This window comes from Clostridium sp. MCC345, assembly GCF_018785345.1.
Classification (GTDB): domain Bacteria; phylum Bacillota; class Clostridia; order Lachnospirales; family Anaerotignaceae; genus Anaerotignum_A; species Anaerotignum_A faecicola.
In genome coordinates this window covers 152,432-170,631 of the sequence record NZ_WQPP01000064.1, presented here as the reverse complement: position 1 = coordinate 170,631, position 18,200 = coordinate 152,432, and the positions used below count along the sequence as shown (strand labels likewise).

The 18,200-nt window shown below is 49.2% G+C and carries 19 protein-coding genes and 2 tRNA genes; 13 read left to right on the top strand and 8 right to left on the bottom strand.

Going from position 1 to position 18,200, the window contains the following annotated elements:
- Window positions 1–23 precede the first annotated feature (23 nt).
- The 5 genes from GPK49_RS11920 (at window position 24) to trmB (ending at window position 3,847) form a co-directional block, all read left to right on the top strand.
- On the top strand, window positions 24–980 hold the full coding sequence (locus tag GPK49_RS11920; RefSeq protein ID WP_215678130.1) for a hypothetical protein: 957 nt from the start codon (window positions 24–26) through the stop codon (window positions 978–980).
- 53 nt (window positions 981–1,033) lie between these two features.
- Window positions 1,034–1,498 (top strand): hypothetical protein, encoded by a 465-nt coding sequence (locus tag GPK49_RS11915; RefSeq protein WP_215678127.1) that lies wholly within the window; start codon window positions 1,034–1,036, stop codon window positions 1,496–1,498.
- Entirely contained in the window at window positions 1,495–1,980 is a 486-nt protein-coding gene (locus GPK49_RS11910) for a CYTH domain-containing protein (protein WP_318283908.1), read from the top strand. The genes GPK49_RS11915 and GPK49_RS11910 overlap by 4 nt, the downstream gene beginning before the upstream one ends.
- Window positions 1,981–2,059: 79 nt before the next feature.
- Entirely contained in the window at window positions 2,060–3,142 is a 1,083-nt protein-coding gene (locus GPK49_RS11905; protein WP_215678124.1) for a hypothetical protein, read from the top strand.
- 69 nt (window positions 3,143–3,211) lie between these two features.
- The gene (trmB, locus tag GPK49_RS11900) at window positions 3,212–3,847 is read left to right on the top strand and encodes a tRNA (guanosine(46)-N7)-methyltransferase TrmB (protein WP_215678121.1); all 636 of its coding nucleotides are present in this window, start codon (window positions 3,212–3,214) and stop codon (window positions 3,845–3,847) included.
- Window positions 3,848–3,901: 54 nt separating this feature from the next.
- Here trmB and GPK49_RS11895 read toward each other — a convergent pair whose 3' ends face one another.
- The 7 genes from GPK49_RS11895 to GPK49_RS11865 all read right to left on the bottom strand — a co-directional run bounded on the left by GPK49_RS11895 (window position 3,902) and on the right by GPK49_RS11865 (window position 9,957).
- Entirely contained in the window at window positions 3,902–4,138 is a 237-nt protein-coding gene (locus GPK49_RS11895; protein ID WP_277118275.1) for a DUF3955 domain-containing protein, read from the bottom strand.
- Between the two features lie 286 nt (window positions 4,139–4,424).
- Window positions 4,425–5,012: a VanZ family protein gene (locus tag GPK49_RS11890; RefSeq protein ID WP_016406810.1), complete on the bottom strand. Its 588-nt coding sequence runs from the start codon at window positions 5,010–5,012 to the stop codon at window positions 4,425–4,427.
- A 149-nt stretch (window positions 5,013–5,161) separates the two neighbouring features.
- On the bottom strand, window positions 5,162–5,722 hold the full coding sequence (locus GPK49_RS11885) for a DUF4364 family protein (RefSeq protein ID WP_016406811.1): 561 nt from the start codon (window positions 5,720–5,722) through the stop codon (window positions 5,162–5,164).
- 38 nt (window positions 5,723–5,760) lie between these two features.
- Window positions 5,761–6,717, bottom strand: a complete 957-nt coding sequence (locus GPK49_RS11880; RefSeq protein ID WP_215678119.1) for a TIGR01212 family radical SAM protein — start codon at window positions 6,715–6,717, stop codon at window positions 5,761–5,763.
- A gap of 12 nt (window positions 6,718–6,729) precedes the next feature.
- A complete protein-coding gene (locus tag GPK49_RS11875; protein ID WP_016406813.1) occupies window positions 6,730–7,125 on the bottom strand; it encodes a hypothetical protein in 396 nt (131 codons plus the stop codon).
- A gap of 104 nt (window positions 7,126–7,229) precedes the next feature.
- Window positions 7,230–8,327 (bottom strand): histidinol-phosphate transaminase, encoded by a 1,098-nt coding sequence (locus GPK49_RS11870; RefSeq protein WP_318283907.1) that lies wholly within the window; start codon window positions 8,325–8,327, stop codon window positions 7,230–7,232.
- Between the two features lie 40 nt (window positions 8,328–8,367).
- Window positions 8,368–9,957: a hypothetical protein gene (locus GPK49_RS11865; protein WP_215678116.1), complete on the bottom strand. Its 1,590-nt coding sequence runs from the start codon at window positions 9,955–9,957 to the stop codon at window positions 8,368–8,370.
- A 290-nt stretch (window positions 9,958–10,247) separates the two neighbouring features.
- On the opposite strand from GPK49_RS11865, the gene GPK49_RS11860 reads away from it, so the two are divergent.
- The 4 genes from GPK49_RS11860 to GPK49_RS11845 all read left to right on the top strand — a co-directional run bounded on the left by GPK49_RS11860 (window position 10,248) and on the right by GPK49_RS11845 (window position 13,548).
- On the top strand, window positions 10,248–10,691 hold the full coding sequence (locus GPK49_RS11860) for an ACT domain-containing protein (protein ID WP_016406816.1): 444 nt from the start codon (window positions 10,248–10,250) through the stop codon (window positions 10,689–10,691).
- A gap of 87 nt (window positions 10,692–10,778) precedes the next feature.
- Window positions 10,779–11,681, top strand: a complete 903-nt coding sequence (thrB, locus tag GPK49_RS11855) for a homoserine kinase (protein WP_215678113.1) — start codon at window positions 10,779–10,781, stop codon at window positions 11,679–11,681.
- A 44-nt stretch (window positions 11,682–11,725) separates the two neighbouring features.
- The gene (locus tag GPK49_RS11850) at window positions 11,726–12,967 is read left to right on the top strand and encodes an aspartate kinase (RefSeq protein WP_016406818.1); all 1,242 of its coding nucleotides are present in this window, start codon (window positions 11,726–11,728) and stop codon (window positions 12,965–12,967) included.
- 77 nt (window positions 12,968–13,044) lie between these two features.
- On the top strand, window positions 13,045–13,548 hold the full coding sequence (locus GPK49_RS11845; RefSeq protein WP_215678110.1) for an HD domain-containing protein: 504 nt from the start codon (window positions 13,045–13,047) through the stop codon (window positions 13,546–13,548).
- Between the two features lie 98 nt (window positions 13,549–13,646).
- Here the strand turns inward: GPK49_RS11845 and GPK49_RS11840 are convergent.
- Window positions 13,647–13,717 (bottom strand) — tRNA-Gly (locus tag GPK49_RS11840).
- Between the two features lie 184 nt (window positions 13,718–13,901).
- Here GPK49_RS11840 and murA point away from each other — a divergent pair.
- From murA to GPK49_RS11820, 4 genes are all read left to right on the top strand, one after another.
- Window positions 13,902–15,164, top strand: coding sequence for a UDP-N-acetylglucosamine 1-carboxyvinyltransferase (murA, locus tag GPK49_RS11835; protein WP_215678109.1), 1,263 nt, complete (start codon window positions 13,902–13,904; stop codon window positions 15,162–15,164).
- A gap of 195 nt (window positions 15,165–15,359) precedes the next feature.
- On the top strand, window positions 15,360–17,210 hold the full coding sequence (gene ftsH, locus GPK49_RS11830; protein ID WP_215678389.1) for an ATP-dependent zinc metalloprotease FtsH: 1,851 nt from the start codon (window positions 15,360–15,362) through the stop codon (window positions 17,208–17,210).
- A gap of 122 nt (window positions 17,211–17,332) precedes the next feature.
- Window positions 17,333–18,046 carry a M48 family metallopeptidase gene (locus tag GPK49_RS11825; RefSeq protein WP_215678106.1) on the top strand — a complete coding sequence of 238 codons (714 nt, stop codon included), beginning with the start codon at window positions 17,333–17,335 and terminating at the stop codon, window positions 18,044–18,046.
- Window positions 18,047–18,116: 70 nt separating this feature from the next.
- A tRNA-Met gene (locus GPK49_RS11820) sits at window positions 18,117–18,190 on the top strand.
- Window positions 18,191–18,200: the final 10 nt, after the last annotated feature.

Below are 18,200 nucleotides of genomic sequence, written 5' to 3'. Positions count from 1 at the left end.
AAAGAAGAATGGGGGCATGGAGAATGAGCCAAAGAGATAAAATTCTGGCATTACTCCGAGTAAATGGAATTATGACACAGGCGGAATTGGCTGAGGCTATATATCAGGATAATTTGCAGATGTCCAATATTTATAATGCACTGATGTTACTGGTAAAAGATGATTTAGTGATTCGGCTTGGAGCGTATCCTGCAAAGTATGCTCTTTGCGGAACTGATGTACATCAACAAAATGGTCTGCAGAAATCAAGTCACGCAGAAACAAGACAGTATCAAGTACAGCAAGAGGAAATTACGATGTCGGCAGAATGTGCAGTTGGGCTTATCTTAGAGTATTTTCATGCAACAGAGGTGGATAGACATGGGAGATATTTGTCTTGGGAGCATTGCTATCAGGCATTTTTGGAAAATCGAAATAAAACAGATGACCAAACTGTGGACTATCTGGCACTCCATCTTGCGTTTTATTTAGCAAGCTGGGGAATGTATAGAGGTTCCTCTTTTTTGTTGCAAAAGGATTACAAGGTACATATTCCGATTATTCAGATAATTCAGGAAAAAAGATACTATCCTTTGTGTGGGATTTCTGCCGAAGAATTGCGTAAAGAAGAAAATCTTCATCTGTTAGGGGAAATTGGATCGAGAATCAGAAAATGTTATGCAGAGGAAAGATCATCTTTTGCGGATGAGGTAAATCATGCAACGGATACCCTGATAACGAAGATTTTGCTTGGTACATTGGGTTGTGTTCCTGCTTATGACCGTTACTATATGCAGGCGGTGAAAAAACACCATATATCCAATGGCAAATATAATAAAAAATCTGTTTATGGTGTTGCTAAATTTTATTGTGACAACTTAGATGTGTTTGAAAAACTGCGGCAGGAATTGAGCAAAAGAGGAATTGAATATCCGCCGATGAAGTTGATGGATATGTGCTTCTGGCAGGATGCCTATCTTGATGATTTGAAACAGAAATAATATGCTATTCTATAAAAATACGGTATTCATCGAATAGGAGGGCGAAAAGTCGCATGAAAAAATGGATGTGTATGCTTTTAGTTTTTGTGTTTCTGCTTGTCGGCTGCGGCGGACAGAACGACAAAGCCGACAATGACACGAAACCCGATTTGGAAGCAAATCTGCTTTACGAAAACACAATTTCTCCGAATGAAAAATATGTGGAAAATGAGGCGGATTTGGTTTATTACACCGTCAAGGTGTATCAAGAAACAGGCGGACTTCTGGTCACTTCCCATTCCAATTCCGCATTCAGCAAGGATATGCAGTATGAAATTGAAACCGATGCAGAAATCACAAAAGAGGATGTCTCTGTGCAGTGGCAGACCCTGTCCGGTGAAACTACCGACAGTCAGAAGAACCAGTTCGGGCTTGCTGTTGTGACAGTATCTGCAGAAGGCGCAGTCATTGACCAAAGAGTCATTAGCTTTGTCGGCGGTGCAGTGGAGCGCATCGCGGATGCAGTCAATCCCCAATGAGAAAAAGAAAGGAATATACTATGGAAATCGAACGGAAATTTTTAACGAAGGAACTTCCTTTTGACATTACGGCATATCCCTGCAAGGCAATCACGCAGGCGTATCTCTCCTTTTCCCCGACCATCCGCATCCGCCAAAGCAACGCAGATTATATCCTGACGGTGAAGGGGAAGGGACATCTGGCGCGCGAGGAATTTGAACTGCCCCTCAGCGAGGAGGAGTATAACCGCCTGTCGCTGAAAACAGAGGGTACGCCCGTCTGCAAGAAACGCTATCTCGTGCCGATCGAGGGAAATCTGACCGCCGAGGTTGATATTTATGAGGGAGAATTGCAGGGGCTGATGACCACTGAGGTGGAATTTTCCTCCGTGGAAGCGGCAGAGAAATTTGTTGCCCCGGCATGGTTCGGACGCGATGTCAGCGAGGAAAAAGCCTATAAGAACACCTCTCTTTCGCTATACGGAATCCCAAAGGAGCTCTGATTCAGAGTTCTTTTTTGATTGCCGCCGCATATCCTGTAACAGTGATGCCGATGAAACAGACAAGCAGAGGAGGAAGGGTATGTATAACAGACGATATGATAAGGTATTCCTGATGCTGCGGCAGGAAACGGCAGGCTATGCCGTCGGCAAGCGTCCCCCTTGGGGCAGCTGCATCATGGAGCTGAAAAACGGCACGGGCAGGCTGATGCTTACGGTGCAGGGGCTGCGCCCGCTTCGCTATGCGGTGTATCTTCTGGCAGGGCAGGAGAGCATTTTCTGCGGGGAGCTGCACCCCGAAAAAAAGGAGGGGCATGCCGAGCTGAAATGGGCATTTAACCCCGATGCGGTCGGGGAGGGGAAGCGTGCCGAGGACTTCCATACGGTGCTGATTCTGGCGGAGGAGGGCGGCTGTTCTGCGCCGCTTGCGGCATATTTCGGGGAGAAAACAGACTGGAAAGCTATCTTTCAGCCGCAGAAAAAGGCAGAGCCTCCCAAAAAAGAAAAACCGCAGGAAATGCCGAAATTACAGGAAAAAATCGACCTTAAAGCAGAGAAAACCACAGCTTTATCGGAGCAAAAGGCGGAGCCGCCCGAGGCACAGGAGAAGCCGCTGTCGGCGCAAGGCTGTCACGGCAGCTTTCAGGGACTTCTGGCGAAATTTCGACGGGAATTGGAAAATCTTGAGGAAACGGGCGTGCTTTCGGCAGAGGAAACGGCGCATATCCGCGCGGCAGGAAAAACGGAAAATCCCTCTGTCAAGGAGGGTGGACAGTGTGCGGACACAGGGGCGGAAAGGGTGGACAAAACTACGGAAATAGTGGACAAAGCGGACACGAGTGGACAGCAAAAGGACACCCTTGGACAGCAGAAAAAGCTGGAACCGTTTGGGGATGGTGTCCTCTGGGATTGTCTTTTTCTGGAGGAGCTGACCCTGCTCGCACAAATTCCGCTGAAATGGCAGAAGGAATTTTTCTTCCTGCTCCCCTACAGAAGATATCATCATCTGATTCTGCGGCAGGCGGAAAACGGCTGCTGGCTCGGTCTGCCGGGGGAATACAGCGAGGAGGAGGAAGCCGAGGCACAGCGCTTCGGGTTTCGGGAATTTCGCCGCGTGGATGGAGACTGGGGCTACTGGATGGCTTTTTTGGCGCAGGAAGGTTGAAAAAGTAAGGATTTTCGTGTATACTCATTCTGATATTTTCGGAAATTTCAGAAGGAAAGGAACAGCTGCATGAGAGTCAGAAAGAAACCCTGGGCTGCCCAGGAATTATTGGATAATACATTGGTGATTAACGATGCCCCTGAGAAAAAGGGCAAATGGAAGGAATATTTCGGGAATGACCACCCCATTTATGTGGAGATTGGCTGCGGCAAGGGCGGCTTTCTGCGCAAGAATGCGGAAGCCTACCCCGATGTGAACTTTATCGGCATTGAACGGCAGGAAACGGTTGTGGCAATGGCGGCAAGGCGCGCGGATGAGGAGCTGCCGAATCTGGCGTTTGTCTGGGATAATGCAAGCAATCTGTCCGATTTGTTTGAGGTGGGGGAGTTTCAGAGATTATATCTGAATTTCAGCGACCCATGGCCCAAAAAGCGTACCTATAAGCGCCGTTTGACCTATCGCGGCTTTTTGCAGGAATACCGCCGCATTATGGGCGAGGATGCGGAAATCTTCTTTAAGACGGATAACCGCGGTCTGTTTGAATTCTCGCTGAATGAATTCTGCGCGGATGACTGGAAGCTTTCCAATATCAGTCTGGATTTACATAACAGCGATTATGAGGGTAATATCATGACGGAATATGAGGAAAAATTCTCCTCTCGTGGGATGCCGATTTATCGTCTGGAGGCAAGAAACAGAAAATAAGGAAAAAAGGAACCCCTCTTGGTATGAGAATACATACGGAGAGGGGTTTTGTGTTTATCTGGAGAATCTGCTTTTCAGGAAATGAATCCCTGCCCCAAGGAACAGCAGGACTGCGGCAAGCAGAAGCGTAAAGCTGATGGGCAGCAGGAAGAAGTTTTCATGCAGATAGCCCTGCGCATCCAAATATTCGGGGGAAAGTGCCTTTGCAATCAGGCAGAAAATGCCGCAAAGCAGGACGGCTGTGCCGATATAGGGAAGGTGACGCATCACCCAGTTTTTTGTTGTGTTCATAATAAAGATCCTTTCTGAATAAAAAATAAAAGCGTTTCTTTTTGTTGCCTGACACAGTATACACGCTTTGGAGGCAGGAATCCAGAAAGAAAGTGTTAAGATTTTTTTTGCAAAAATACGCAGGCTCATAAATTTCATAGTGACTTATAAATTTCCTAATATCTTCCGTTTTATGAGCAAATCGGCTAATATGAGTGCATCGGAAAAAACAAGAATTTTTTAAAAACGGAAGGATTTATCATGTTAAACGAAGCAGTTGTAAAGGTATTGAAAAGCAGTATGTGCGCTACAGCAGGAGTTCCCAGAAGAAGGCGGAAACAAACGGCTGGGCGAAAAAGAACACCGCGGCTGTGATGGTGCAGAGCAGGATGGGTTCCTTTCCATTGGGGGAGGCTGCGGCAGGAAGGACTTTTGCGGCATGCTTTGCCAAGAAGTATCCGATTGCCGCGCCTGCAAGGTTCGTGAGGATATCGTTGATATCGGTTGCGCGCAGGGTGAAAAGCTGCGAAAGCTCAATGAAAAGTGTGACGCAGAGGGCAAACAGGAGCGTGCGGCGGAGGGATTGGCAGGAATCCCAGAGCAGAGGGAGAAATAGCCCCAGAGGAACGAACAGCAGCACATTTAGACAGGCATTTTGGAAATCGGCAGGGATGCCTGCAAGGGGGACGAGATGCAGCGTGACATCCGGGCTGTGGTCGAGGATGCTCGGAAAGCCGACCAATGCCAGAACTGCGGCGAAATAAAAGCCGAATAGGATGGAACAGAAAATCTGCATACGGCTGTGTGCGGTAAATTTTCCGTATAGAAGAAAAAGGGGGAGCAGGAAAACCCCTGCCGCCGCCAGTTCAACGAGTGCAAAAAGAATACGATACATGAAAGCCCCTCCTGTTCTGATGCCGATGTTAGGATGGGGATAGTATACCTGTTTGGGGATGGGGAAAACAATAGAGAAACGGTTAATGTTTTTTTAAGAAAGACGAAAGAGAATAAAAAAATCCGACAGAACTTGAATCTGTCGGATTTTTATGTAGTTGGTTCGGCTTCATTCTCGGGGGCTTCGGTTGCCAGAGAGGTGAGAAAGTCGCGGTAATACTGATTGACATGCTTGCGCCAGTTACGGCAGACCTGCTGTGCCTGTGCCTTGGAGACAACGGAAACGCTGATTTCCATAAGGGTTGCGCCATTATCATCGCAAAGGCTGCATTTGACGAGATAATCCCCATTCAGCTCGGGGAAATAATTCGCGGTTACGGCATATTCTGCGCGGATGCGTCTGCTGTTTTCGTGGACATAGACATTGATTTCGTTTTTCACCTCATCGGAAATGCGGTTGATGAAGTAATTGATAACCTCCTCGCCGTCATCCGTCAGGGTATAGCGTGTGTTATTCTGCTCGCGCGTTTTTTCCAGCCAGCCGGCGCTTTCCAGCTCGGCAAGATATTGCTGTACGGAGAAATAGTCCATATAGTTTTTTTCCAGAAGGAACTGGCAAATTTCGCTATTGGAGAGGGAAATTCCCATTTTTTGCAAGAGATGCAGAATAATCAGCTTATGCTCCGCCAGCTTTTTTGTGGAATACTGCATGGACAGAACCTCCTTTCAAATAAAGTCGTTGTCTCTTATCATAGCACATCTTTTGGTTTGTTGTAAATAACAGAGAGGTCTATTTTGCAGGACATTCCCTGTCGGATATGGTTTTCCCTGAGATAGCGGTGCAGATGATTGAGGACATCCCGTTTTCTGAGGCTCCAGAGAGGGGCGAGAAGGGTGTTTTTATCGCCGTCCCCCGTCAGGCGGTGCAGGACGATATCCGCGCGCAGATGCGCGATACAGTCCCCGACAAGGGTGAGGTATTCCTCCTTTTCCAAGGGGGTGTATTCGCCTGCGCGATAGAGGTCTGCAAGGTCGCTGTCGGAAAGAACATGCAGAAGCTGCAGCTTCACGCCCTGAATGGGCAGGCGGTTGAGATAATCAATCGTCAGGAGAACGGTTTCTCTGCTTTCACCGGGAAGTCCGAGAATGATATGCACCACAACGGGAATATTGCGTTCTGCGAGGGCATAGACCGCCTGTGTGAATACGCTGAGCGGATAGCCGCGGCGGATGAAGGCGGCGGACTGCGCATCTGCCGTTTGCAGGCCAAGCTCCACCCAGAGGTTTGTTTTTTTATTTAGCTCCGCCAGAAGGGCAAGGACATCCGTGGGCAGGCAATCGGCTCTGGTGGCAATGGAAATGCCTTCGATTTCGGGGCAGGCGAGGGCTTCCTCGTATTTCTGCCGCAGCTTCTCCGCGGGGGCATAGGTATTCGTGAAGGCTTGGAAATAGGCGATATAGGCAGGGTTTTTCCATTTGCCTGCCGTCTGCGCCTTGCCTTTTGCAATCTGCTCTGTGATGGAAAGAGCGGCATTTTCCGCAAAATCCCCACTGCCGCCGGCACTGCAGAACAGACAGCCCCTTGTGCCGCAGGTGCCATCCCGATTGGGACAGGTAAAGCCGCCATCCAGAGAGATTTTCGCCGCTTTGCGCCCGAAGATGCTGCGATAATATTCATTTAAGCTGCGGTAGGGTTTTTCTTCCATAAAAGCCGCCTTTCAGGTTCGGAGATTTCGTTGCCGTAATTTTTCGCAGAGTGCGGTTAAGGCGCACCATTGGGGTTCATTTTCCGCTGTCTGATGAATCAGCAGGAGGAAATCAGCCTTACTGCTTTCCAGAAAGCTGCGCGTGCGCTCTGCCTTTGGCTCCTTGCAGACGGAGAGAAAGAGCGAAAAGCTTTCCTCCGTTACGGCAAGGGGGATACAGGTTTCTATTTTCTGAAGAATTTCTCCAACGGTTATGCCGCCGCAGGTCTGCCTTGCCAGATGATGATAGAGCGCACGGCTGTTGAGGAAAATCACATTCGGGGCAGGGAACAGAGACTGCCCTGCAAGCTGTCTGCGCAAAAGAGATAAATAGCCGCAAAGTTCTTTGCGGCTGATGGATTCTGTCATAAAAATCACCTCAGAATGAGAGTTGTTCTGAGATAATATGCGCAGGGAACGAAAGGTTTACGATAGCAATTTTTTACGGTGCTGCCGCAAACTCTGATTTCGACTTAGTTCTCGACCCATTTTTTCAGCTCCGCCAGAAGTGCGGCATTATGCGCGGGGGAGAGAATACAGAAGCGCAGATAGCTTTCATCCAGGAAGGTGAAGGAGGACGCATCGCGGATGAGCATTTTTTTCTGAATACATTTTTCAAATAATTCATGCGCAGTGATGCGGTCTGTTTTCAGCTTCAGCAGAATGAAGTTCGCTTCGGAGGGATATGCCTTGATATTTTTCCATGTGGAAAGCTCTGCGAAGGCTTTTCTTCTTTCTTCGGAAACGAGGGTCTGTGTTTTCTTATGGAACTCGAAATCCGTAAAGATATGCTGACCGATAAAATCCGCAAGGCTGTTTACGCTCCAAGGGTTTGTGTTCGTTTTGAAGCGGTCTAAGAACGCCTGATTGGAGGAAATGCCATAGCCCAGACGGATGCCGGGGGCGGCAAAGAACTTGGAGGTGCCGCGGATGACGAACAGATTATCAAACTCCTTCACCAGAGGAATGGAGCAGATTTCGGGCAGGATATCGGAAAATTCGATATAGGTTTCATCAATCATGACAGAGGCACCGATTTTTTTGCAGTGCGCCAGAATCTCACGCATTTCCTCTGTGCGGATGGCAGTGCCTGTGGGGTTATTGGGGTTGCAGGCAACGAACATCCCGACATCGGGGGTGAGAGCTTTCAGGAGCGCAGGCAGGTTCAGCTTGAAATCTTCCTCCTCCTTCAGGGGGAAATACTCAAATTTGCCGCCGCCCAGAGAAACCTCTCTTTCATATTCGGAATAGGCAGGCCCCATGATGATGGAATGCTTTGCATGCACCGTCTGGATGAAGGTGGAAATCAGCTCCGTAGAGCCATTGCCTACGACGATGTGGGAGGGGTCTGCGCCGGTATAGGTGCCGATTGCCTGCTTGAGTGCCTTATATTTTTTATCGGGATAGGTGCAGATGAGGTGCAGATTTTCCTTCAGCGCGTCCTCTGCCCTTTTGGGAAAGCCAAGGGGGTTGATATTGCCGCTGAAATCAATGATTTCTTCCTTGGGGATGCCGTAGGTTCTCTGGATGGCATCCAGATCGCCGCCGTGCGCGTGTGTCAATACTGTCATGATTGCATTACCTTCTTTCAAGAATCAATGTTTTTATTTATCAGAAAAGCTCGTCCATTTTCTCTAATTCAAGCATTTTCGGGCTTTGCTCTGTTACACGGGGATACATCAGATAGGGATTGCCCTTGCCCTTTTCCAGAATTTCCAGCCTGAGGTAAGCGGCTCTGCTATGGGTGGGGTAAAGAAGCAGCGTTGTGCCGACGGAAAGGGGCAGCTCCTGCAGCATTTTTCCGTTTGCCTTATTTAAGGAACGCTTGGAGCCATTCGCGGAATATTCCAGAGGGAAGCCGTTTCGATCGGGGACGGAGAGGAGATAATCTGCCATATCCTCCAGCGCAAACGCGCCGCAGAGATCTCTGCAAAGGACGTTGACATCCATATCCTGCCCAACCTCGATAATCTTCCACAAATCCGCATCCCCACTCTGGGAGATTTTCAGGGAAAGCACATCGGGGACAACCTCTGTGAGGAAAAGCAGCTCCTGCTCCTGCGCTTCTGCCTCCTGCAGCACCGCCGCCTGCAGCTGCTCATAGGGCATGGTCTGCGGCATCTGCTGCTTATCGACATCAATGATATCGGGATCTGCGAAAAGTTCCTTTCCCAAGGCGGTCAGGCTATAATAGGTCGGGGGTGTGAACAGCTCTGCGCCGACATTATGCTCCATCAGAATGAGAGAGGCAAGCGTATTCACCAAGGGATAGAACTGCATGGGGGTGAAGGCAATCGGACGGATGAAGCGGAAAAAGACGCTCATGGGGGTCAGGAACCACTTATCCAGCATGATGCCCGTAAAGAGGAAGGAGGAAACAATGGAGCGTTCCTCTGCGTTCAGCTTTTCGGGCGGCGTGCGCCAGATTTCTTCGATATCCACATCGACCCGTTTATAGAAATCCATAAAAATGCGGTCAACCTCCTGATTGCTTTCCAGTAAATGATAGAAAAAATCGGGGGGTGCTATGCCGTCCTCCAAATCCATGGCTTCGATGAAGCGCTCGGATGCAAGCGTGCAGGCGGATTCCCCCAGCTGAAAGAGGATATCGGCTGTGGGCTGCGCGAAAAAGGCATCACACTCCGAGGCAGGCTGTACCCTTCTGGTATGAATGGAGGGCATGGGAACCAGAAGCCCATGCAGCCACGCCAGACGGGTGAGATATTCCAGATAAAACTCTGCACGGAGACTCAGCTGTGCCAGAATTTCCTTTTTTTCTTCTTCTAAAAGCATCCCGTTTTCATCAGTTGCGCGATCGGGCGTGCAATAGCCGATGAGTGCCTGCAAATCCGCCACGAGGGGGTGCTTCTGGGTGGAATAGGTCATGAGGGAGAAGTGATATTCGGAGGTGAACTCCAAATCGGACTGCTCCTCCGCCGCTTTGGTATTCATAATATACGCATATTCGATTTTTGCATCGGAATCCTTTTGCAAATCCAATGCAAAGAGATTGGCAGGGGAAAGGATGGTTTCCTGCGCCAATGCCGCATAATACCACTTGCCGAACACCAGAGGGGCAATTTCAAGCAGGGGGCGGCGACAGGGGGCATCCATTTTCTGCCGCATATTTTCATATCCGTTCAGGAAAAGGCCAAGAAGGGGTGCATGCTTTGCCTGCACGGAATTCGTTTGTTTTATCATCTCAAAACTCCTTTGTCTGCGGTTTTTTCGCCGCAAGCATAATCACCTTATTCTAACAGAAAAAAACGGATTTTAAAACCGCAAAGCGAAAAATTTAGTGCTGTTTGAGAGAATTTGACGGAAAAGCTGACAAAAATAAATGAAAAAAGACGATTTTTTTTCAAACAACGGAAAAAATTCATCTGGGAAGGACATTTTTTTAGATTTGTACTTGTCAAGCAACAGAATTTATGATATAGTCCTTATGTCAAAAACAAATGTTTTTAAAACAAAAACAGGAGGAAAACATAGTGAAGGAAGATAAGAATTATTATATCGTAGATAAAGCCGTACTGCCCGAAATTTTTTTGAAGGTGATGGATGTCAAAAATCTTTTGGAAAGCAAGAAGGAAAAAACGGTACAGGATGCGGTGAACCGTGTAGGCATCAGCCGCAGTGCGTTCTATAAATATCGGGATGCGGTACATCCTCTTTACGAAAACACGAGAGGAAAGACCGTAACCATTTCCATGAACCTGGACCATACGAGAGGACTTCTGTCCTCTGTTTTAAACAGCATTGCATCCGAAGGGGCAAGTATTCTGACGATTAACCAGACCATCCCCATCAACAACATTGCGAACGTTACCGTAACGATTGAAACGAATGAAATGCAGGGCGAGTTGGGCAGACTGATGACACGCATTGAGGGTCTGGCAGGGGTACAGTCCCTGAGAATCGTTGCAAGAGAATGATTGCGAGGGAACAAAAGTAAGGCGGCAGCAGAAAAAGAAAGAAAAAATCAATAAGAAATACTTCGTGTAATAGGAGGGAATGAAAACATGATTCATATTCAGATTCCGGCGACATCCGCAAACATGGGTCCCGGTTTTGACAGCATCGGCGTAGCAGTGCAGCTTTATAACCACATTTGGGTGGAGGAGCAGACAGACGGCTTAACGATCGAGGTAAGGCGGAAGCAGGAGCTTGAGGTTCCCACCGATGAAACGAATCTAATCTATCAGACGATGAAATTTTTCTATGAGAAGAAGGAACTGCCTATGCCGGGGATTCACCTGATTCAGGAGGACTACATCCCCATGGTGCGAGGGCTTGGCAGCAGTGCGGCGTGCATTGTCGGGGGGCTTCTGGCGGCAAACGAGCTGGCAGGCAGACCCTGCATCAGAGACGAGCTGGCACAGATGGCGGCTATGCTGGAGGGACATCCGGATAATTCCAACCCTGCGCTCTTTGGCGGCATGGTGGTCGGCGCACAGAATGAAAAAGAAATGAAATATGTTCGCTTGGAGTTGCCAGAGGATTTGGTTTTTGCTATAATGGTTCCTGATTTTCCTGTATCTACCGCTGCCTCCAGAGGAGTTCTGCCCGACAGCTACACAAGGAAGGATGTTGTATTCAACGCATCCCGTGCGGCGCTTCTGGTGGCATCTGTAATGACGGGAAATTATGAAAATTTCGATATGGCCATGCAGGACAAGGTGCATCAGCCCTACAGGGCGCAGCTGATTGACGGCATGGAGGAAATTTTTCGGCATGCCAAGGATTTTGGCGCGGTTGCCAGCTATTTGAGCGGTGCGGGCTCTACCTTGATGGCAATGGTGACAAAGGAGAAGGCAGAGAGATTCGAAAGAGAAATGTCTGCATACCTGGGCACCCTTCCGCATAACTGGAAGCTGCAGCTTTTGCAGGCGGACAGAGTGGGCGCAAGGGTGGAGAGAGAGTAATTCCGCCAAGGAAAGTTGGACAAGAGTACAGGAGGAAAAAGACGATGTTGATTGTGCAGAAATACGGCGGCAGTTCCGTCGCAAATGCCGAAAGAGTGTTTAATGTTGCAAAGCGCATCATGCGTACAAGAATGGAAGGGAATGACGTTGTGGTTGTATTGTCCGCACAGGGCAAGACAACCGACGGCCTGATTGCGAAGGCGAAGGAAATCAACGCCAAGCCTAGCCGCAGAGAAATGGATATGCTGCTTTCCACAGGGGAACAGCAGTCTGTTGCGCTGATGGCAATGGCAATCAGTGCGATTGGCGGCAGAGCGGTTTCCTTGAACGCGGCACAGGTTGGGATTGAAACCACAAATACATACAGCAATGCGCGCATCCGCCATATCAATACAGAGCGGATCGAAAACGAGCTGGATGAAGGCAGTATCGTATTGGTGACAGGGTTCCAGGGGGTAAATGCCATTGGCGATACCACCACACTGGGGCGCGGCGGTTCCGATACCTCCGCGGTTGCTCTGGCGGCGGCCCTCAATGCAGATATGTGTGAAATTTATACAGACGTAGAGGGTGTTTACACGGCAGATCCCCGTGTGGTGCCGGATGCGGTAAAATTAGATGAAATCAGCTACGATGAAATGCTGGAGCTGGCCTCTTTGGGTGCAAAGGTGCTGCACAGCCGTTCTGTTGAGGTAGCGAAAAAATACAATGTAAAATTGGTTGTACGTTCCAGCATGTCCGAAGCGGAAGGTACAGAGGTGAAGGAGGACGTTAAGATGGAAAGAATGCTGGTTAGCGGCGTTGCAGCAGATAAGAAAGTATCCCGTATCTCTATCATGGGTATCAATGATGAACCCGGTAAGGCATTTGAGGTATTCTCTTTGATGGCAAAGGAAAAGGTAAGCGTAGATATTATTTTGCAGTCCACAGGTGCAGACGGCAAGCAGAATATTTCCTTTACCATTGGCGAGGATGATCTGGATATTGCGCTGAAGGCGCTGGAAAAGAATAAGGAACGCCTGACAGCGAGAGAAATCGTGCATGACGAAAACACAGCGAAGCTTTCTATCGTTGGCGCAGGCATGGCAACCAACCCCGGTGTTGCGGCAATGTTCTTTGAAGCAATGTATGACGCAGGGGTAAATATTCAGATGATTTCCACATCCGAAATCAAAATCACTGTGCTGATTGCGAAGGATGACGTAGATGCGGCTATGGTTGCGGTACATGATAAATTCAAGATGGCATCCGTAAACATGAGAAAGGCAGCGGATACGGAGGAATGATTTCTAAGTCGAAAGTCGGCACCTGAGTGCCGACTTTTTTGATACTGCTTTTTCTGAAAAAGGAAGGAGGAGGTGCCATGAAACGAAACGAAAGGCTTTCAGCGAAGGACAGAAGGCTGCTCAAGGAAACGCTGAAGGAGCTGAACCGACAGGGACGGCTACAGGAGGAAAAGCTGGCGAAGCAGCATGGCAGCACCTCGGTTTATCAGCACAGCATCAATGTGGCATACCTGAGTCTCTGGCTTGCAGGCAGGCTTCCGCTGCGGACAGACCGCAGGGCACTGGTGCGCGGGGCGCTTTTGCATGATTATTTTCTGTATGACTGGCATAAGAAGGATGACGGGCATCGCTGGCATGGATTTCGCCACGGAAAAACAGCGGCGAGAAACGCAAAACGGGACTATCGGCTGAACCGGTTGGAGGAATATATCATTGCAAGGCACATGTTTCCGCTGACGGTTCTGCCGCCGAAATCCAAGGAGGGGTGGATGGTCTGTCTGGCGGATAAATGGTGCGCGGCGGAGGAAACGGTGCGCCCGTTTTTCAGAACTTTCAGAAAAAGAGGGAAGCCTCATAAATAAAAAAGAGAGAAGCATAAAAAAGCGAGATCTTAGGGAAGGCAAGACCTCGTTTTTTTATTTCTGCAAAAGAAAAAGCCCTTGCAAACGCAAGGGCAAAAAGCGGATGACGGGAATCGAACCCGCCTCTAAAGCTTGGGAAGCTTTCATTCTACCAATGAACTACATCCGCATGGATTTATTTGTTACTAAATCATTATACTCTGAACTGCTGCTGATGTAAAGTCCTAATTTCATATAAATTCTTTTCTTTTTTTGACATTTTTTCGTATACTTTCTTTTTCGTCAGGAGACTTAGTTTTCTTTTGACGGGCATACTAGCAACAGTGATTTTTAAAGGATGCGAGGGATGCGGGATGGAAAAATTTGTGATAACGGGAACAGAAGAAGGGCTGCATGGCAGGGTAAAAATCAGCGGTGCGAAAAATGCGGTTTTGCCGATTCTGGCGGCGTGCCTGTTGACAGAGGAGGCCTGCGAGATTCAGAATGTACCGCCGCTTGCGGATGTGCGGCACATGGCAGAGCTGCTCACGGAGCTGGGCGCGCGGGTAGAATATGATGCGGCGGCGGAAACAATGCGCGTACAGGCGACGGAGCTTGCGCATGTGGAAGGGGCATACGAAACGGCAAGAAAAATGCGTGCCTCCTTTCTGGCGGCAGGGGCGTTATTGGCAAGATGCGGTGCGGCAAGGCTGCCCCTGCCCGGAGGGTGTCAGATTGGAAGCAGGCCGATTGACCTGCATTTGAAGGGCTTTCATCTGATGGGGGCGAAAAGCAGACAGGCGCATGGGATGGTGGAACTACAGGCGAAGGCACTCAGGGGCAGTGACATTTATCTGGATTTTCCAAGCGTGGGTGCAACGGAGAATATCCTGCTGGCGGCAACACGGGCGAAGGGGATTACAACGATTGAAAATGCGGCGGCAGAGCCGGAAGTCTGCGATCTGGCGGATTTTCTGCGGAAGATGGGCGCAGAAATTGAAGGGGACGGCACGGACACGATTACGATTCGGGGCGGAAAGGAGCTGCACGGCGCAGTGCATCGGGTCATTCCCGACCGTATGGAGGCAGGGACATTTTTAGCGGCGGCGGCAATTACGGGCGGTGACATCATTCTGGAAAATGTGCAGGAGGAGCACCTGAAGCCTGTACTGGCAAAGCTTGCGGAATGCAACATCAAAACGGAGCGGACGGCGGAGGGAATACGGGTCTGGCGAAGGGGCAGGCTCTGCGGTGTGCAGGTAAAGACCATGCCCTTTCCCGGCTTTCCGACCGATATGCAGGCACCCTTTATGAGCCTTTTGGCAGTGGCGAAGGGAACCAGCGTGATGACGGAAACAATTTTTGAAAACCGTTTTTCTCATGTGGGAGAGCTGCAGCGGATGGGGGCGAATATCAAGATTGACAGCCGCAGTGCGGTAATCGAAGGGGTGGAAACACTGACGGGGGCAAAGGTGCGCGCAACCGACCTGCGCGCAGGTGCGGCGCTCATTTTATCCGCATTGGCGGCGAAGGGCGAAACGGAAATCAGTGATATTTATCACATTGAACGAGGCTATGACAGGATTGACGAAAAGCTGCGGCGGCTGGGGGCGGATATCCGCAGGGAGGAGGAATAAATATAAAATATAATAGGAAGGAACTGCCTTTTATTTACAAAACGTTTACAATTCGTTCATGAGGCGGAAATGCTTTTCTTTTATCCTATATTTTAGTATTATAAAGGGGGAGTTTCTACTCCCTGCTACATAGAGAGTGTTTAGTGAAAGAGTGTTTAGTGAATTTGTTTGGAAGAAGAAAGCGAGTTGTGGTCTATGGATGTGAATAACCAACGAAAGCCTTTATTATATTATTGGCTGATTGCACTGCTGATTATGGGAGTAATCAATATGTTTTTCCTGCCCTTTATGACGAAGAACACCATAGAGCAGGTGAATTATGATGTTTTCCTGACGCAGATGCAGAATAAAAATATCTCACAGGCAGAGGTGAATGAGGATGTCATTTATTTCTATCTGAAGGATGAGGACAAATCGGATAAAGCAGGCACAACAATTTTTTCGGAGAACACCCAGAAGGTATACTCTACCGTAAGGATGGATGACCCGCAGCTGGTAGAGCGGCTGTATAACGCAGGGGCATCCTTCGGAGAGGTGAAGCCGAGGGAGGTTTCCCCCTGGTTCAGCACGCTTGTGATGTTTGTTGTGTTCTTCCTGCTGTGGCAGTTTGTGATGAAAAAAGCCATGAGCAAGATGGGCGGCATCGGCAATGCGATGTCCTTCGGGAAATCGAATGCGAAGGTATATGTGAAGGCGCAGACGGGCAAGACCTTTAAGGATGTTGCAGGACAGGATGAAGCGAAGGACGCATTGCGCGAAATTGTGGATTTTCTGCATAATCCCCAGAAATATACGGAAATCGGCGCATCCATGCCAAAGGGCGCATTGCTCGTAGGCCCTCCCGGAACAGGGAAAACACTGCTGGCGCAGGCGGTTGCGGGCGAGGCAGAGGTTCCCTTCTTCTCCATTTCCGGCTCGGAATTTGTGGAAATGTTTGTCGGCATGGGCGCGGCAAAGGTGCGCGACCTTTTTAAGCAGGCAAACGAAAAAGCACCCTGTATCGTATTTATTGATGAAATTGATACCATCGGGAAAAAGCGTGACGGCAACGGCATGGGCGGCAACGATGAGCGGGAGCAGACACTGAACCAGCTGCTGACGGAGATGGACGGCTTTGACGGCAGAAAGGGTGTTGTTATTCTGGCGGCAACGAACCGACCCGAAACACTGGATAAGGCACTGCTGCGTCCCGGTCGATTCGACAGAAGAATTCCCGTGGAGCTGCCTGATTTGAAGGGCAGAGAGGCAATCCTCAAGGTACATGCGGAAAATGTCAAGATGGAAGGCGGGATTGATTTCGGCACAATCGCAAGGGCAACCTCGGGTGCCTCCGGTGCGGAGCTTGCGAATATCATCAATGAAGCGGCGCTGCGTGCGGTACGCATGGGGCACAATCGCGTAAAGCAGGAGGACCTGATGGAGAGCGTTGAGGTGATTCTGGCAGGCTACCAGAGAAAGGGCGCTGTGATTTCTCCGGAAGAAAAGAAAATCATTGCATACCACGAGGTCGGACACGCATTGGTTGCGGCAAAGCAGAAAAATTCCGCTCCCGTGCAGAAGATTACGATTATTCCCAGAACCAGCGGTGCGCTGGGCTATACCTTGCAGGTGGATGAGGGCGAAAAATCGCTGATGAGCAAGGAGGAGCTGTTCAATAAGATTGCAACCTTTACCGGTGGGCGTGTGGCGGAGGAGCTGAAGTTTGGCTCCATCACGACAGGGGCATCTAACGATATTGAGCAGGCAACACGCCTGGCAAGAGGGATGATTACACGCTTCGGCATGAGCGAGGAATTCGGCATGGTTGCACTGGAAACCATCAATAACCAGTATCTCGGCGGCGACACCTCTCTGGCTTGCTCCAATGAAACCGCAACGAAGATTGATGCGGCTGTGGTCGCTGTGGTGAAGCAGGCGCATGAGAAGGCTGTGGGCATTATTCGGGAGAATATGCATAAGCTGGATGAAATTGCACAGTTCCTTCTGGAAAAGGAAACGATTACAGGCGAGGAATTTATGGAAATTCTGAACCGTACAGAGGAATAAAACGGAATATCAAAAATAGCGGGACTTCGACGGAGTTCCGTTATTTTTATACATAAAAGATAGACAATTTTTTTACGGAAGTGTAAAATAGAAAGGAAGTTCTGAGAGGAAGGGGAATACCCATGTCGGTGCATACGGTGCAATATGAAGGGATTGAAATTGAATACGAATTGACGCGCAAAAACGTGAAGTATATCAACCTGCGTGTGAATAAGTATGGCAAGGTGGTTGTTTCCGCGGGGGAGCAGGTGCCCTTTGCGGTGATTGATGAATTTGTGCAGTCCAAGGCGTTCTGGATTATTACCCATCTGGCGGAGATTGAGAAGATTAGGAACGAGATTTCCGATGCGAGCCTGTATGACGGGAAAACGGTGTATTACCTTGGCAAGCCCTATCGGCTCAGACTGGAACGCGGCGAACAGCGGATTACGGTTGCGGAGGATACGATTCTGCTTTCCTCCCCGAAGCTGTATTCCGATGTGCTGAAGGCGGAATATCTAGCTTGGCTGAAGGCGCAGGCGGAGAAGAAATTTGCGGAAATTATGGATAGAATATATCCTTTGGTGAAAGAATATCATATAGCAAGGCCGGAAATTAAAATCCGAAATATGAAAAGCATCTGGGGCAGCTGTACTACAACGGGCAGCACGATTCGGCTGAACCTGCAGCTGCTAAAGGCGGATGAGGCTTGTATCGAGCAGGTGGTGCTGCATGAGCTGCTGCATTTTCGGTATCCCAATCATGGGAAATCCTTTTATGACCTTCTGGGGCAGCTGATGCCGGATTGGAAGGCGCGGAAGGAGCGACTGGATAAGAATTTCAAGGATGGGATATAAAATCGGGAGGGGGATTTGACAAATCCCCGCTTTTGGGGTATAATAGGTGATGGTAATAAATTCATATTGACGCGGAGTAGAGCAGTCCGGTAGCTCGTCGGGCTCATAACCCGGAGGTCGCAGGTTCAAATCCTGTCTCCGCAAGCGAAAAAGG